We start from the raw sequence: 14,631 nt of genomic DNA, 5'->3' as shown, positions 1-14,631 counted from the left end.
ACCGGTCCAGTCTATGGATGTGCCCGGAGGAAAGCCCGCAGGGGTGAGTACGAAGTGAGCGCGCATTGATTGAAAACTCAACAGTGTGTCTGAGGTAGCCGCTCCACCTCTGCAAGCAAGAGGGCGGCGTGCGCGGGTTCTGTCCCGTGTGCGGTACAGCGCGACTGACCTTTCCGCAGCTCAACGGCTGCGGCCGGTTGCCTCCGCTGCTCGTCTCGTACGAGCAGCGCTGAGGGGAGCCGGACATCCGACTTCAACGGCGCGCGGCCCCGGGTGGCTAGACCCGGGGCCGCTGTTCGGGCCGTTCCACCTGTGAGAGGAACCACGACCCATGAGGCACATCGTCACTGTTCAGGCGGTTGTTACCGCCGCCGAGTTTGACCGTGAGCCGACGTTCGCGGAGCTGGACGCGATTGAGCACGAGATGCCCGTCATTCGGGCGGAAGTTGAGTTGCTGGACGCGCAGATCATCGCGCTGGACCGGACGCCGAACGAGGTGGACGCGCGGCGTATCCGGCGGGCCCGTCGCAAGGTGCTGGCTGCCCGCCTCGCGGCGGCCAACCTCACCACGATGCACATTCCGGGGGTGTCCGCATGAGCACCCCTCAGACCCTCGCCGCCGCTCACGCGGAGGTGAAGGCGGAGATCGCGCGGACCGACACGAAGACCGGTCTGCTGTTGGCGTTCGTCGGTGCGGTCCTCGCCGGTTCATGGACGGTCGCCAAGGACCTCCCCCTTCCCCTTCCCCTTCACGCCTGCATCGCCGGTGGACTCGGCATGGGGCTGCTGGTCGCCGCGGCGGGTCTGTTGCTGCGGTCGGTCCGCCCCAACCTGCGTGGCCGCCACGGCTTCCCGCTGTGGGCCACGCTCACCGCCGAACAGATCACCGCGACCCTGTCGCAGGATCTGAGCGCGGATGTCGCGAATCTGTCCCGTATCGCGCTGGCCAAGTTCACGGGCCTGCGTCGCGCGGTCGACCTCACCTGCGCCGGCGGGGCGCTGCTCATCCTCGCCGCCCTGCTCGCCCTCGGGGGTGCCCGATGAGCAGCGTCAAACTGACCCGCGTTCAGACCGGGGTCCTGGCCGCCGCGTTCGTGCCGATGCTGGCCACGGGCGTGTTCGGTGGGATCGGCACGTACAGCAACATCGGCCACTCCTACGGCAAGGGCACCGCGCTCGGAGCGCTCGCGGCCGGTGAGGGCGCGACCGCCGTGCTGGCCCTGGTCCTGTTGGGGCTGACCATGCTGGGACAGTCCTCCCCGCGCATCGTGCGGGCGGGCTTGTGGGCGCTGCCGGCGGCTGCCGCCGTCATGGGCGCGATGGCCGCACCCGACGCCGGCCGCACCGTGATCTACGCCCTGACCCCCATGGGCATGTCGGTCTCTGCGGAGGGCATGGCGTTCCTGGCCCGGCGGATCGTCGTGCACACCGACGGCCGCGACGCGGAGAACGAGCGCCGCACCGCCGACCTGGTCCAGGCGCTCGCCTACCACCGCGCCCGCGCCGCACAGCACCCCAGCGAGCGGGTCAAGAAGTGGTCGGAGCGCAAGTCATGGCGGCTGGCCCGCAAGGTCGGCATCGGGGACACGGCACTCGGATCGAGGCTGCTGGACGTTCAGCGCGACCGGATCACCGCCGGAGCGGACGCCGCGCTCGCCTCCATGTTCAACGCCCCTGCCCTCGATCCGGCACCGGTCGCCAATGCGGAGGAATCCACCGAGACCGCAAGGAAACGGTCTATGGCTGACCTGCCCGAATCGACCCCGGCTCCGGTCGTGACCGTGACGCGGTTGACCGTGCCGGATCCGGTCGCGGTCGACCTGGGCAAGTCGATCCCTCCGCTCAAACCGATTCCCGCGATCGGCGCCCCGACCACGACGCCCGCACCGCGTCCGGTCGCGGCCGAGTCGACCCGCCCGCGTGGCGCCACCGGCCGGCTTCCCGACGCCGCCCGATCGCCCCGACCCAAGCGGACCCCGGCTCAACTGCTCGACGAGGCTCGGAAGGTGACCGCCGGATGGCCGGACACGAGGGTGACCGCCGAGGGCATCCGCCGTGAGGTGCACACCTCGCCGGCCAACGCCCGGATGCTGCGGGACACGCTTCTCGCCGAGCGGACCGGCTGATGTCCGGGTTCTACGGCAAGTGCTACGACCCCACCGGCGCCCGCCACGGCATCCCCACTTACCCATGGCGCTACGCCCCCGACGGCTACGCCACCTTCCGCCAACTGCGGGCGCGGGGTTTGCGTCCGGGCGGGCAGCCGGTGGCCGCGCAGGTACTGCGCCCGCGCTTCCGGCGGGGACCGCTGGTCGCCTACCTCTACCGCCTCGACCACGCCAAGCCGGTACGGCCGATGACGCCGGGCAAGTGGGCCGCGCTCGCCAAGGCCAACCTGGCGCGCCGTACCTGCCCCGCCTGCCGGCTCGATGCCGGATACGTCATCCCCGGCTCGCTCGGCATGTGCATTCCCTGCGCCTACCCCGACGGCCGTGCCGCCTGAGCTGCGACATCTTCGAGACGGAGACTTCGTGAAGACCACCGTGAGCACCCACAAGCTGCCCGGCTACGGCTCCACCCTGCGCACCGCCAAGCGCCTCACCGACCAAGCCGTACGCATCGTCAACCGGGCCGTGCCCGGCAGCATGCCCGATGTCCAGGTCACCCTCACCACCGAGCGCGGCATGGCCGAACTGGGGGCCGCCGCCGACATCGCCCTTGCGGGCAGTGCCGACCGGCGCGCGATGCGGCGCGCGGTCAGCGAGGGCAAGCACCTGGCCCGCATCGCGGCCGGCCGCGCCATCCCGCGCCCCGACGGAAGCGTGCTGGTCCTGATCGACGCCGACAAGCACCCCAACGAGGCCGAGTTCGCCATCACCCTCGTGCACGAACTGGTCCACGCCATGCAGTTCAGCCGCAAGAACGTGATCGAGCGGTCCGTGCGCGACACCCGCGACCGCCTCGGTATCGAGCGCCAGTCCCACCGCCACGCACGCGAACACGAGCGCCTCCTTCAGCAGGAAGAGCACGAGGCCTACGGCCACGAGTACCTCGCAAACCAGCTCGCTCCCGCCGTCGCTGCCTGAACCCCGTCAGGAGACCAACCCTCATGACAGAGAACGTCGTTCACCTGCACAAAGACCGTGAAATGCCTGCTCAGGATGCGTCGGTGACCACCCTGACCGTAGTGCCCGACGCGCCCGCCGCTCCGCTGGTGCCGCTGTGGGTGCGCTCCGGCCGCGCCGTGAAGACCGCCGTGACGCACGACCGGACCAAGACCGGTGCGCGGGCGGTCGCCCGGCACAGTCTCTACGTGTGGGGCGGGGGCCGGATCGTGGCCCGCCGCACGTGGGACGGCCGCACCGGCGCCCGCTACGAACGCTTCCTGCGTGCGGCCGAGGCCGCGGGGAACATGGAACTGGCCGGCGAGTGGGAAGAGCGGTTGCAGCACTTCCGCGACGCACGGCACCGCCGCCGCATGGACCTGCTCACCTCCCCGATCGACGCGGCCAAGGGCGCCCTGGTCGGCACCGGTCTGGGCATCGGCTCGCTGGTCGCCCTCGGGGTGGTGCTGGCCATCGCCAACAAGGACATTGCCGACGTGATCACCCCGATCATGGCCGTGATCGAGTTCATCCGCCTGGTCATCACCATCGTTCAGGTCGTGTGGGGACCCGCGCTCACGATCGGCCCGTTCCTCGCCCTGCTCGCCCTGTGGACGGTCGGCAGCAAGCAGCAGGCCGCCCCCGCGTGGGCGCTGCCGGACAACATCCGCTCCGGCGAGGGCGAGCCCATCACCCCGTCCATCGTGGTCAAGGCCCTGCGCGACCTCGGAGTACCCGCCCTGCGGGGCGCCATCAAGGAGATGGGCGACGCGGGCGCCTCGATGCTCGGACCGATCCGGATCGCCGGATGCGGCGTGGAAGTCGACGTGACGCTGCCCTCGGGGGTGTCGACGAACGAGGTTCAGCAGCGACGCCGCAAGCTCGCGGAGAACCTCACCCGGCACGAACACGAGGTGTTCATCACCATCCCGCAGGCGGCCCGCACGGTGCGGCTGTGGGTGGCCGACTCCGGCGCTCTGGATGAGCCGATCGGCCCGTCTCCGCTGGTCACCGACGAGACGATGACCGCCGACTACGGCAAGGGCCGCGCCCCGTGGGGGCAGGACCTGCGCGGGGACGCGGCGGCGCTGAGCCTGTATCAGCGCCACCTCCTGATCACCGGTCTGTCGAACCAGGGCAAGACCGTCGCCCTGCGGTCGCTCGCCCTGTGGCTCGCACTGGACCGCTCGGTCGAGTTCCTGCTCGGTGACCTCAAGGGCGTCGGTGACTGGGCCATGTTCGACGGTCGCGCCCGCGTGCTGATCCAGGGACCAACGGATGAGCACGTGATCCAGGTGACCGAGATGGTCGAGGGCGCGGTGGATGAGATGAACCGCCGGATCCAGGCCCCGCCCGGCACCGTCTTCCCCGCGCTGATCGTGCTGGTCGACGAAGCGCAGATGGCGTTCATGTGCCCGGCCAAGGACGAAGACAAGCGGCCGTACGGCGGCTCCAAGGCCAACTCCCGCTACTTCATGGCGGTCCGCAAGATTCACAACCAGGGCCGTGCGGTCAACGTCCTGATGTGGCAGGGCACCCAGGACCCCACCGATCAGAACCTTCCCAAGCTGGTCCGCGAGGGCGCCCACACCCGCGCCTCCCTCGCCCTCGGTACCGAGTCGCAGGCCCGCATGGCGCTGGGGGACAAGGCCGTGGACGGCGGGGCCGCGCCGAACCTGCTGCGTCCCGGGCTGGACCGGGGAACCCTGGTCGTTGCTTCCGACGGCATCGACATTCCCGCCGGGCAGGCGTCCCTCACGGTGCGCACGCACTACATCGACGACGACGCGGCCAAGGCCATCATCGAGCGGGCCAAGGCCCTGCGCGACGGCGTCACCACCCTGCATGCCGTCGACCGCGACCCCGACCGTGACCCGCTCGCGGACATCGCATCCGTGGTCGGCACGGCGGAGCGGGTCCGCACGAAAGACGTGCTGTCCCGGCTCGGCACGCTCAACGCGGACGCCTACGGCGGCTGGTCGTTCATCGACCTCAAGCGCGTCCTCGACGGGACCGGAGCCGGGCCGTACAAGTCCGACGGGGTCATGGTCGTTGGCCGTGACCGGCTCGCCCGTGCCCTCGCCAACCGCGACGGCGACGGTTCCGCTTCCGCCGCTGAGTGACAGGGAGCCGACCGGTGGCGGGGCAGGGAGGCAGGGAGAACTCCCTGAACCCCTCCCTGACCCGCCTCCCTCCCTCTGACCTGCATAAATGATCGTTCAGGGAGGCAGGGAGGCGCCGCAGGTCAGCCCCCTGAAACCCCCTCCACACGCCTACCTCAGGGGGTGCTTCTGCCTCCCTGAACCGTTCCGAGAAGGGATTCCGGATGAACCACCGCGACCCGCCGGGGGTCATCGCCCCGCACATCCCCGCCGACGCCTACCGCCGCGCCGAAGCCACCGGAGCACCAGTCGTCATCGTCGTCCAGACCACCGACCGGACCGGGCGCCCACTGCGCCACTACCTCTACCCGATCGCCATCGCGGGCGCGGCAACGATGGGCGTCTTCGGCCTCGTGGCCGCGTTCTTCGCGCTGCTCGACTTCGCCTCCCAGACCGCCGCCACCGTCGGGGGCGCGGCCGGCTCGCTCGGCATCGGCGGCATCACCCTCCGCCTCGCCCGCCCCACCAAGTAGCGAAGGAAGCCATGTTCGAGATCCGCGTCATCTGCGACCCGACCGACACCAACCACATCGTCGCCGCACTGGACCGCACGTTCACGACCGGCACCGTGACCGTCCACCCCACCCGCGGCGGCAAGCGGCACCGCTTCTACGTCCGGGCCGACCACCCCACCCCTCCCCAGTCCTGGCCCACGCCTGAGCAGGCGTACGCCAACGCCCCCAGCATCCTCAGCGAGATCGGATGGACGGCCCGCACCATCGCCGCCCGGGAGTGCTTCACCAAGCTGGACCGGCACTTCTACCTACGCAAGGCCGCCCTGCTCGACCGCATCGCACTGCTGGACGAGCCCGACACCCCCGGCGACGTCACCGAGACCGCCGTTGCGGCGGCCGTGTACCTGATGAACCTCGACCAGCCGGACGTGACCTGCGACCCGCGCGACTACGTCCGCCGGCAGTACGCCCTCAGCCTCACCACCAACGACCAGTAGCTACGCCAAGGGCGGCCCCCCTCATCTCGCCAAAGATCACGGGGCCGCCCTTGCCAACCAGTCCGCAACAGACCTGTTGGAGGCATCCAGCATGACCCATGACCCCCTCGCGTCGCCGGAGGGCGGCAACATCAGCTTCTGCACCGGCTCCGCCGCGCTGGACCAGGCCGTGGAAGCGGTCACCGGCCTGCCCACGGTCCTGGTCGGTGAGAAGGACCCGGCCGCGTCCCGGCTGCTCGCCGCGCGCCTGCCCCATGCCCGCAACCTGGGTGACATCACCGCGGTCGACTTCGCGGCCCTGGCCGCCACGATGCCGCGCCCGGCGTCGTTGACCGCCGGTTTCCCCTGCCAGGACATCTCCAACGCCGGACCTCGGGGAGGGATCGCCGGTGACCGCTCGGGACTCTGGAAAACCATCGCCCGCGCCATTCGCCATCTTCGACCCCGCCTCGTCTTCCTGGAGAACGTCGCCGCCCTGCGCAGCCGGGGACTCGACGTCGTCGCCACCGACCTGGCCGCGCTCGGGTACGACGCGCGGTGGATGTGCCTACGCGCTGGAGATCCCGAAGTCGGAGCCTGCCACCGGCGCGACCGCTGGTTCGCCGTCGCGTATCCCGCTACTGAAGACCCCCACCTCACAGTTGGGACGCAACGGGGGACCGCAGCATCCGGACAAGCGCAGGGCGGGCGGGCACGGGCCCACGCTGGAGGACGAAGTGGTCTTCTTGCTGCCCCCGACGGACGGTTGAGGCTGCTGCCCACCCCGGCCGCCGCCGACGGAACCGGCGGCCCCGGTACCTCGCACAAGCGGCAGGGCGGGATGAACCTGCGCACCGCCGTCACGCTGCTGCCCACCCCCGCCGCGCGTGACTGGAAGTCCGGCGCCTCCAACCTGCTGGAGACCAACTCCCGGCCACTCAATGAGGTGGTCGTCAACCTGCTGGCCACCCCCAAGGCGTCCGACGGCCCTCACGGCGGCCCCAACCAGCGCGACACGGCGGGCAACTACTACCTCCCCGGGCAGGCCGTCCGTCTGGACGGGGAGTGGGTGGCCACCAACGGCACCGACTACGGACCGGCTATCCGCCGGTGGGAGGCAGTGTTGGGACGCCCCGCACCGGAGCCGACCGAGGCGGGCACCAAGGGCAACCGCCGGCTATCCCCGGCGTTCGTGGAATGGATGATGGGCGCCGATCCCGGCTGGGTCACCAGCCCGGAACTGGGCTTGTCCCGCTCCGACCAGCTCAAAATCCTCGGCAACGGCGTCGTCATCCACCAAGCAGCACTCGCCTACCGCGCACTGCTCGCCGCCGGCTCCGCACCCGAAACCGCAGACCCCGGCCCGACCCAGCTCGCCCTGGACGTCGCCTAGCTACGCCAAGGGCGGCCCCCCTCATCTCGCCAAAGATCACGGGGCCGCCCTTGCCAACCAGTCCGCAACAGACCTGTTGGAGGCATCCAGCATGACCCAACCCACTATCCTCCCGCGAGCCCTACCGGTGGATCTGGCCTGTCTGCCGCTGCTCGCCTCCGCCCTCACTTCGGCGGAACGCGGCTGGCCCGTCATTCCGCTGCACCCGTACGCGAAGCGCCCGGCCGGACACCCGGAGCGCACGTGCCCCGGCACCGGACGCTGCGCGAACGGGCACCGCAAGCCGGAGCAGCGTGCCACCACCGATCCGGCACTCATCCACGCGACGTGGGCCATGCGCCCGTACAACGTGGGCATCGCCACCGGACCGGCCGGACTGCTCGTCATCGACCTGGACGTGTGCAAGCCCGAAGAGCCGAAAGGAGCGCCTGACGGCGCGACTTCCCTCGCGGCGCTCTGCGAGCGCACCGGACAGACCGTCCCCCACACCTACCGCGTGCGGACCGCACGCGACGGGGAACACCTGTACTTCACCGCCCCACCCGGGATGCGGCTGAAGTGCAGCGCGGACCGGCTCGGCAAGCACATCGACACCCGCGCGTGGGGCGGATACGTCGTCGCCCCCGGCAGCGCCACGCCGGACGGCACGTACGAGGTTGCCGACGACGCTCCGGTGGCCCCGCTGCCCGCATGGCTGGCCTCCCTGCTCACCACACAGCCCAAGCCCGCACACGTGACGCTCGCGCCCGTGCGGAACGGGACCCGGGCAGCGAACACCGCCCTGGACCGCGAATGCGCCGTCATCCGGGCAACAACCGAGGGCGGGCCGCACGGCCGCAACAACACACTCCACAAGAGCGCCTGCAAGGTGGCCCGGTTCGTCGCATGGGGCCGCCTCCCCAGGGAGGCGGCAGAGCAGGCAATCCAGGCGGCGGGGGAGGCCACCGGACTCCCGTCGGCCGAGTGCCGCACCACCATCCGCAGCGCCATGGACTGGGTCATCACCCACGCCACACCCCGGCAGACAGCCTCATGACCGGCCCCAACTCCCCCCACCTGGATTGCCGTACCCCCGCCGCCTCCCGGCTGCATGCCGCCCCACAGCCTGTGGACAGCACGGTCGTGGGCGAGCCGAAGGGCGTCGCCGTAGGCGTCCCCATTGCTGTCCGCCCTGACCCGCGCCGGGATGACGGGCGCCGTCCTGTGGCCTGGCTCCGCATCGTCGCGCCGCCGTCCTGGGGCGTCACCCCGTCCGCGCGCTCCTGGTGCACGTGCGGCTATGAGCGGCAGGCCATCGGGCGTGCTGCCGTCCTGCAACTGGTCGCTGCTCATGGCGAACACCGCACCGCATGCCCGCTGTTGAACGCCACGTCGGAAGGCAGGGCCGCCGCATGACGACCAACGACGCAAACGCGGATCTGTGGGAAGGGTTCGAGCACATCGAACCCGAGCAGATCACCGGCCCCGCCTGGGACGAGCCCGTCCCCCTGAGGGCCCGCCCGCCGCTTCCGGACTTCCCCGTGGACGTCCTCCCCGCATGGCTGGGCGCCATGGTGCGCGGTGTCGCGGAGGAGACCCAGACTCCGGCGGACCTCGCCGGATGCCTGGCCCTGGCGGTCCTGGCCACCGCCGCCGGCGGGCGGGTCAAGGTGTGCGTACGCGGTCACTGGCGTGAGCCCGTGAACCTCTATACCGCCGTCGCCCTGCCCCCCGGCAACCGCAAGTCCGCCGTCTTCGACCTCATGGTCCAACCGCTGCTCGATGCGGAGAAGGCCCTGATCGAACTCTCCGGACCCGTGAGGGCGGAAGCGGAGACTCTGGCGAGGCTGGCCAAGTCCGCGGCCGAGAAAGCCGCGGGCAAGGCAGCCGGCGCGGAGCCCGAACACCGCGACACTCTGACCGCCGAAGCCGTCCAACTGGCCCAGGACGCCGACAAGATGAGGATCCCCGCCGAACCGCAACTCGTCGCGGACGACGTGACGCCGGAGAACGTCGGCACGCTCCTGGACGAGCAGGGCGGGCGCATCTCCTGCCTGAGCGCCGAGGGGGAGCTGTTCGACATCATCGCCGGCCGCTACACCGGCAAGCCCAACATGGGCATGTTCCTCAAGGGCCACGCGGGGGACATGCTCCGGGTCAACCGGCAGGGCCGCAGTGCCCAGCACGTCGACTCGCCGGCGGTCACGATCGGCCTGGCGGTCCAGCCGGAAGTCCTGGACGCACTCAGCCGCATCGACGGGGCAGATGGGCGTGGGCTTCTGGCCCGCTTCCTCTATTCCAAGCCCCTGTCCCTGGTCGGCTACCGCAACCTGACTCCGGCGCTGCTGGACGAGCAGGTGGCCGTCACCTACGCCAAGCATTTGGCGGGTCTGACGCTCGCTCTGGCGGACTGGACCGACCCGGCCCTCGTCCAGCTCACCCCGGAAGCCGACGCGGTACTCCTGGCCTTTCAGAAGGTCACCGAATCACGTCTCGGTCCGGACGGGAGTTTCGCACCGATCGTGAAATGGGCGTCCAAACGGGACGGCGCCGTGGCCCGCATCGCCGGACTCCTGCACCTCGCGGCTCACCCCGAGGACGGATGGCACAAGCCCATCGAGGCATCGACCATGGCCGCCGCAACCGAGCTGGGCGTCTACTTCACCGCGCACGCCCTGGACGTGTTCAGCGTCATGAGCGCCGACCCCGCCCACGAATCCGCCGTGACCGTCCTCGCGCAACTCGTCACCAGCAACCCCGCACAGTTCACCAAACGTGAACTGTTCCGGATGCTGCGCCCAGCCGACTTCCCCGCCATCGGCGACCTGGACCCCGCCCTGGCCCTGCTCGAAGAACACGGCTGGATCCGCCAGCTCCCGCCCCCGCCCCGCTCCGGCAAGGGTGGCCGACCGCCCTCGCCCCGCTACGAGACCCACCCCCGCATCGCACGCGGAGCGTGACACAACCCCCAGACCACCGACAGAACTGACACAACCCCCCACCCAAGCTGCTGACCTGCACGAACAACCATGATCGCGGTTCTGACAGAACTGAATTAAAACTCGACAGAACCTCCGGCAGCGACTCCGGGGGTCCGGTGACAGAACCTCCCCCGGCGAGGTTCTGTCAGGTTTTAATTCAGTTCTGTCAAAGATCCAGAACCCATCAAAGCAGCAGGTCAGCGCCCTAGCGGCGAGGTTCTGTCAGTTCTGTCAGCGGAATGCAGCCCTGCCATCAGCTCGGAGGCTCCTGTGAGCGCGCCTGCCCCCGCGAGACCAGACCCCCGCGCCGCCCTCCGGGGCGGCCTTCCGGACCAATACCTCACCCCCGACGACATCGCCGTGATGTTCAAGGTGCCCAAAGAGACCGTCTACCAGTGGCACAAGAAGCGCACCGGCCCACCCGGGTTCCGCATCGGTAAGCACCTGCGCTACGACCCCGCCGACGTCCGCGCCTACGTCACCGACCGCAAGACCGACGACCAGGCCGCCGCCTGACCCAGCCACAGCCGCACAGCTCAACACCCCGAGGGAGGGCCACACCGTGGCCCTCCCTTCCCATGCCTAGAAGGGAACCGCCCCCGCATGGCAGGCCACATCCAAGACCGCTGGTACAAGACCGAGACCAACACCGACGGCAAGACCGCCCGCGTCAAGAGCGACCGCCACGGAAGCGGCCTGCGCTACCGGGCCCGGTACGTCGGCCCCGACGGTACCGAGAAGTCCAAGAGCTTCCCCGATGGACAGAAGCGACTCGCTGAGAAATGGCTGTCCGGGATCGAGGCGGACATGACGCGCGGGCAGTACATCGACCCTCGGGCCGGTCGCCTCACCGTGCGGCAGCACGCCGAACGGTGGTTGGCGTCCCTGACCATGGACCCCAGCACATTCGTGAGCACGGAGACGCGTATCCGCCTGCATGTCCTGCCGCATCTGGGCAGCCGCTCACTCGACGCGCTGAGGCCGATCCATATCCGGGAGTGGCTGCGGAAGCTCGAAGACGGGGGATTGGCCCCCGCCTATCAGCGGGTCATCTTCGCGAATCTCAACGCGATGTTGGCGGCTGCCGTCGACGATCGCCTGATCCCGCACAACCCGTGCCGTTCGTCGTCTGTGAAGGCACCCAAGCCGGAACCTCGCCGGATCGCGCCGTGGGCGCCTGAGCGCGTGCTGGCCGTGCGCTCGAACCTGCCGGAGCGGTACCGGGCCATGGTGGACGTGGCCGGCGGGTGCGGCATGCGCCAGGGCGAAGCGCTCGGCCTGACCGTTGACGATGTGGACTTCGTCGAAGGGGTCGTTCACATCGTCCGCCAGGTCAAGCTCATCGCCACGAAGCAGGTGTTCGCGCTTCCCAAGGGCGGCAAGGCGCGTACGGTCCCCCTGCCGGAGAGCGTCGCTCGCGCGCTGGAGGCTCATATCGCGCAGTATCCGCCCTTGGCCGTGACGCTGCCGTGGCGGTCGGTCGATGGCTCACCGGTTACTGCGCCCCTGCTCTTTCCCAATGCCGAGGGGCGCGCGGTGAATCGCTTTACCTTCAACCTCAAGGCGTGGCGGCCCGCTCTCGATAAGGCGGGTGTCCCGCGCGGCAGGGAGAACGGCATGCACGCGCTGAGGCACTTCTACGCGTCCGTACTGCTGGACGCGGGGGAGAGCATCAAGGCGTTGTCGGAGTACCTGGGACACCATGACCCCGGCTTCACGCTGCGGACGTACACCCACCTGATGCCGAGCAGCGAGAAGCGCACGAGGGAGGCGGTGAACCGCGCGTTCGAGGACGGCCCGAAGACCGATGACGGCCCCACGACGGCCCAGGAGGGGTGAGGATAGGGGAAACGTGCAGGTCAAGCCGTAAGCGGCGTCAGTAGCGCTGGTTCAGATAGCCCAGCAGCTCGTCGTGGAGGATGCCGTTCGATGCCGCCGCGTTGCCGCTGTGCGGGCCCGGGCGGCCGTCGAGGCCCGTGAAGGAGCCGCCCGCCTCGGTCACGATGATCGCGTTCGCCGCCATGTCCCACAGTGACAGTTCGGGCTCCGCGCAGATGTCGACCGAGCCCTCGGCGACCAGCATGTACGGCCAGAAGTCGCCGTACGCGCGCGTGCGCCACACCTCGCGGGTCAGGTCCAGGAAGCCGTCCAGCAGGCTGCGTTCCTCCCAGCCGCCCAGGGAGGAGTACGCGAAGGACGCGTCCTTCATGCGCGAGACCTGGGAGACCTTCAGCCGCGACGCGGACGACAGGCTGCGGCCGGTGAACGCGCCGTGCCCCTTCGCCGCCCACCAGCGGCGGGCCAGCGCGGGCGCGGAGACCACCCCGACGACCGGCTGGTAGCCGCCCTCGACCGCCTCCATCAGCGCGATGAGCGTGGCCCAGACGGGCACGCCGCGTACGTAGTTCTTGGTGCCGTCGATCGGGTCGATCACCCAGCGGCGGGGGCCCGTGCCCTCGACGCCGTACTCCTCGCCGAGGATCGCGTCGCGCGGCCGGGCCCGCTGGAGGTGGCCGCGGATCAGCTCCTCGGCGGCCTTGTCGGCCTCGCTCACCGGGGTCATGTCCGGCTTGGTCTCGACCTTGAGGTCGAGCGCCTTGAACCGGTCCATCGTCGCGGCGTCGGCGGCGTCCGCCAGGACATGGGCGAGGCGCAGGTCATCGCGATAGTCGGGCATGAGCGAACCGTATCTGCCGTGACGCTCCGCGGGGAACGGGGGGAGACCGGGGTTGTGTTACGGGTGAGGGTCGGGGGCGGGTCGGACGCGGCCGGGCGTGCTCCGCGGCCGAGCCGCGGACCGGAACAGACCCGCGCCCCCTTGCGGAGCCCCGCGCCCCCCGGTCATGCCGCGAACCCTTGACAGTGCCCCCGCACGCGTCAACTCTGAAGCGCAGAGCCGATCGCCCCAGGGAGGCGACGATGCCTGCAGCGCGGGAATCCCTACTGGACGCCGCCTACACAGCGCTCGGACGCCGTCCGTGGTCCGCCGTGCGGATGGTCGATGTGGCCGCCGCGGCCGGGGTGTCCCGGCAGACCCTCTACAACGAGTTCGGGAGCAAGGAGGGGCTCGCACGGGCCCTCGTACGTCGGGAGGCCGATGCGTATCTCGCGGGGGTGGAGCGGGCCTTGGTGAGTCGGGCGGAGCCTCGGGAGCGGCTCGCCGCGGCGGCGGAGTGGACGGTCTCGGCGGCACGGGGCAACGTGTTGGTGCGGGCGATGCTCACGGGGTGCTGGGCGGAGAGGCTGCCGTCTCCCACCTTGTCCGCGGTGCCGTCCTCCTCGGCCGTGCCCGCTCAGCGGCGGGCCGATGGGCCGTTGCCCTCGCCCGGTGACTTCGTGGCCCTTGTGCGCGATCGTGCCGTCGCGTCGCTGACCGCGCCCGGGGCCTCGAAGTCCGAGGCCGGGGAGGTGGCCCGGGCCTGTGAACTCGCGGCGCGGTTGGGGGTGTCGTGCGTGCTCGCCCCTGCCGGGGAGGGCGGTACGGCGGGGATGGTTCGGGACGCTCTGGCGACTGTGCGGTCCGTGAGTTGAGCGCGGTTGTGGGGTCCGTGAGTCGAGCGGGGCTGTGCGGTCCGTGAGTTGAGCGCGGCTGCGGGGCGTGGGTGGGTTCAGGCCGACGACCGGCCGCGTCGCTTGCCGTTCGCTAGTGGGACGAGCCCGACAGCTGAAGGCCGATGACTCCTATGATCACCAGGCTGATCGAGACGATCTTGAGAGTGGAGACCAGGTCGTCGAGGAAGATCATTCCGTAGATGGCGGTGCCGGCGGCGCCGATGCCTGTCCAGACCGCGTAGGCGGGGCCCACGTCGAGCTTCTTGAGGGACAGGGTGAGGAGGCCGAAGCTGCCCAGCGCGAAGATGCAGAAGGCCACCGTGGGCCAGAGTCTCGTGAAGCCGTGGGAGAGCTTGAGGCAGACGGCGAAACCCGTCTCCAGGAGCCCCGCCACGACAACCAGCAGCCACGCCATGTGATGCCCTCCCACGCTCCGTGACCGCTTCGTCTCGCTTGCATCCCGCTTGGTGCGATTATGCCTTTACCGTCGCAGCGGGGATGCAAACAACACTGAGGTCACGCGGCGATC

At 70.2% G+C, this 14,631-nt stretch carries 17 protein-coding genes; 15 read left to right on the top strand and 2 right to left on the bottom strand.

Annotated elements, in window-relative coordinates:
- Positions 1-331 precede the first annotated feature (331 nt).
- From OHA11_RS14825 to OHA11_RS14760, 14 genes are all read left to right on the top strand, one after another.
- A complete protein-coding gene (locus OHA11_RS14825; RefSeq protein ID WP_266496319.1) occupies positions 332-598 on the top strand; it encodes a DUF6284 family protein in 267 nt (88 codons plus the stop codon).
- Entirely contained in the window at positions 595-1,044 is a 450-nt protein-coding gene (locus tag OHA11_RS14820; protein WP_266496317.1) for a Pycsar system effector family protein, read from the top strand. The genes OHA11_RS14825 and OHA11_RS14820 overlap by 4 nt, the downstream gene beginning before the upstream one ends.
- Positions 1,041-2,126: a conjugal transfer protein gene (locus tag OHA11_RS14815; protein ID WP_266496315.1), complete on the top strand. Its 1,086-nt coding sequence runs from the start codon at positions 1,041-1,043 to the stop codon at positions 2,124-2,126. The genes OHA11_RS14820 and OHA11_RS14815 overlap by 4 nt, the downstream gene beginning before the upstream one ends.
- Positions 2,126-2,503, top strand: a complete 378-nt coding sequence (locus OHA11_RS14810) for an RRQRL motif-containing zinc-binding protein (RefSeq protein WP_266496313.1) — start codon at positions 2,126-2,128, stop codon at positions 2,501-2,503. Before OHA11_RS14815 ends, OHA11_RS14810 begins: the two co-directional genes overlap by 1 nt.
- 28 nt (positions 2,504-2,531) lie before the next feature.
- Complete coding sequence (locus OHA11_RS14805; protein WP_266496311.1) at positions 2,532-3,086, top strand: hypothetical protein; 555 nt, start codon at positions 2,532-2,534, stop codon at positions 3,084-3,086.
- A 23-nt stretch (positions 3,087-3,109) separates the two neighbouring features.
- Positions 3,110-5,227, top strand: coding sequence for an ATP-binding protein (locus OHA11_RS14800; protein ID WP_266496309.1), 2,118 nt, complete (start codon positions 3,110-3,112; stop codon positions 5,225-5,227).
- A 203-nt stretch (positions 5,228-5,430) separates the two neighbouring features.
- Positions 5,431-5,739 (top strand): hypothetical protein, encoded by a 309-nt coding sequence (locus OHA11_RS14795; protein WP_266496307.1) that lies wholly within the window; start codon positions 5,431-5,433, stop codon positions 5,737-5,739.
- Positions 5,740-5,750: 11 nt separating this feature from the next.
- Complete coding sequence (locus OHA11_RS14790; RefSeq protein WP_266496305.1) at positions 5,751-6,218, top strand: hypothetical protein; 468 nt, start codon at positions 5,751-5,753, stop codon at positions 6,216-6,218.
- A 91-nt stretch (positions 6,219-6,309) separates the two neighbouring features.
- Positions 6,310-7,590 (top strand): DNA cytosine methyltransferase, encoded by a 1,281-nt coding sequence (locus OHA11_RS14785; RefSeq protein ID WP_266496303.1) that lies wholly within the window; start codon positions 6,310-6,312, stop codon positions 7,588-7,590.
- Between the two features lie 91 nt (positions 7,591-7,681).
- On the top strand, positions 7,682-8,626 hold the full coding sequence (locus tag OHA11_RS14780) for a bifunctional DNA primase/polymerase (protein ID WP_266496301.1): 945 nt from the start codon (positions 7,682-7,684) through the stop codon (positions 8,624-8,626).
- Positions 8,623-8,985 carry a hypothetical protein gene (locus OHA11_RS14775; RefSeq protein WP_266496299.1) on the top strand — a complete coding sequence of 121 codons (363 nt, stop codon included), beginning with the start codon at positions 8,623-8,625 and terminating at the stop codon, positions 8,983-8,985. Before OHA11_RS14780 ends, OHA11_RS14775 begins: the two co-directional genes overlap by 4 nt.
- Positions 8,982-10,529, top strand: coding sequence for a YfjI family protein (locus OHA11_RS14770; RefSeq protein WP_266496297.1), 1,548 nt, complete (start codon positions 8,982-8,984; stop codon positions 10,527-10,529). Before OHA11_RS14775 ends, OHA11_RS14770 begins: the two co-directional genes overlap by 4 nt.
- Before the next feature lie 291 nt (positions 10,530-10,820).
- Positions 10,821-11,066, top strand: a complete 246-nt coding sequence (locus OHA11_RS14765; RefSeq protein ID WP_266496296.1) for a helix-turn-helix domain-containing protein — start codon at positions 10,821-10,823, stop codon at positions 11,064-11,066.
- Between the two features lie 87 nt (positions 11,067-11,153).
- Positions 11,154-12,389 carry a site-specific integrase gene (locus OHA11_RS14760; RefSeq protein WP_266496294.1) on the top strand — a complete coding sequence of 412 codons (1,236 nt, stop codon included), beginning with the start codon at positions 11,154-11,156 and terminating at the stop codon, positions 12,387-12,389.
- 37 nt (positions 12,390-12,426) lie between these two features.
- Here OHA11_RS14760 and hisN read toward each other — a convergent pair whose 3' ends face one another.
- Positions 12,427-13,227 carry a histidinol-phosphatase gene (gene hisN / locus OHA11_RS14755; RefSeq protein WP_266496292.1) on the bottom strand — a complete coding sequence of 267 codons (801 nt, stop codon included), beginning with the start codon at positions 13,225-13,227 and terminating at the stop codon, positions 12,427-12,429.
- Between the two features lie 242 nt (positions 13,228-13,469).
- Between hisN and OHA11_RS14750 the strand changes: the two genes are divergently transcribed.
- Positions 13,470-14,081: a TetR/AcrR family transcriptional regulator gene (locus tag OHA11_RS14750; RefSeq protein WP_266496289.1), complete on the top strand. Its 612-nt coding sequence runs from the start codon at positions 13,470-13,472 to the stop codon at positions 14,079-14,081.
- Between the two features lie 112 nt (positions 14,082-14,193).
- Here the strand turns inward: OHA11_RS14750 and OHA11_RS14745 are convergent, their stop codons facing one another.
- Positions 14,194-14,517 (bottom strand): multidrug efflux SMR transporter, encoded by a 324-nt coding sequence (locus tag OHA11_RS14745; RefSeq protein WP_200395956.1) that lies wholly within the window; start codon positions 14,515-14,517, stop codon positions 14,194-14,196.
- Between the last annotated feature and the right edge of the window lie 114 nt (positions 14,518-14,631).

Origin of the sequence: Streptomyces sp. NBC_00878, assembly GCF_026341515.1 — a bacterium.
Taxonomy (GTDB): domain Bacteria; phylum Actinomycetota; class Actinomycetes; order Streptomycetales; family Streptomycetaceae; genus Streptomyces.
Note: the sequence above shows the minus strand (reverse complement) of the source record. Positions and strands in the feature narration are given on the sequence as shown.

Bases quoted from the DNA above. Each gene is read 5' to 3' on its own strand.
- OHA11_RS14775 (WP_266496299.1), top strand. From the start codon at position 8,623: ATGACCGGCCCCAACTCCCCCCACCTGGATTGCCGTACCCCCGCCGCC.
- OHA11_RS14785 (WP_266496303.1), top strand. From the start codon at position 6,310: ATGACCCATGACCCCCTCGCGTCGCCGGAGGGCGGCAACATCAGCTTC.
- OHA11_RS14770 (WP_266496297.1), top strand. From the start codon at position 8,982: ATGACGACCAACGACGCAAACGCGGATCTGTGGGAAGGGTTCGAGCAC.
- OHA11_RS14750 (WP_266496289.1), top strand. From the start codon at position 13,470: ATGCCTGCAGCGCGGGAATCCCTACTGGACGCCGCCTACACAGCGCTC.
- OHA11_RS14780 (WP_266496301.1), top strand. From the start codon at position 7,682: ATGACCCAACCCACTATCCTCCCGCGAGCCCTACCGGTGGATCTGGCC.
- OHA11_RS14760 (WP_266496294.1), top strand. From the start codon at position 11,154: ATGGCAGGCCACATCCAAGACCGCTGGTACAAGACCGAGACCAACACC.
- OHA11_RS14825 (WP_266496319.1), top strand. From the start codon at position 332: ATGAGGCACATCGTCACTGTTCAGGCGGTTGTTACCGCCGCCGAGTTT.
- OHA11_RS14795 (WP_266496307.1), top strand. From the start codon at position 5,431: ATGAACCACCGCGACCCGCCGGGGGTCATCGCCCCGCACATCCCCGCC.
- OHA11_RS14810 (WP_266496313.1), top strand. From the start codon at position 2,126: ATGTCCGGGTTCTACGGCAAGTGCTACGACCCCACCGGCGCCCGCCAC.
- hisN (WP_266496292.1), bottom strand. From the start codon at position 13,227: ATGCCCGACTATCGCGATGACCTGCGCCTCGCCCATGTCCTGGCGGAC.
- OHA11_RS14790 (WP_266496305.1), top strand. From the start codon at position 5,751: ATGTTCGAGATCCGCGTCATCTGCGACCCGACCGACACCAACCACATC.
- OHA11_RS14745 (WP_200395956.1), bottom strand. From the start codon at position 14,517: ATGGCGTGGCTGCTGGTTGTCGTGGCGGGGCTCCTGGAGACGGGTTTC.
- OHA11_RS14815 (WP_266496315.1), top strand. From the start codon at position 1,041: ATGAGCAGCGTCAAACTGACCCGCGTTCAGACCGGGGTCCTGGCCGCC.
- OHA11_RS14820 (WP_266496317.1), top strand. From the start codon at position 595: ATGAGCACCCCTCAGACCCTCGCCGCCGCTCACGCGGAGGTGAAGGCG.
- OHA11_RS14800 (WP_266496309.1), top strand. From the start codon at position 3,110: ATGACAGAGAACGTCGTTCACCTGCACAAAGACCGTGAAATGCCTGCT.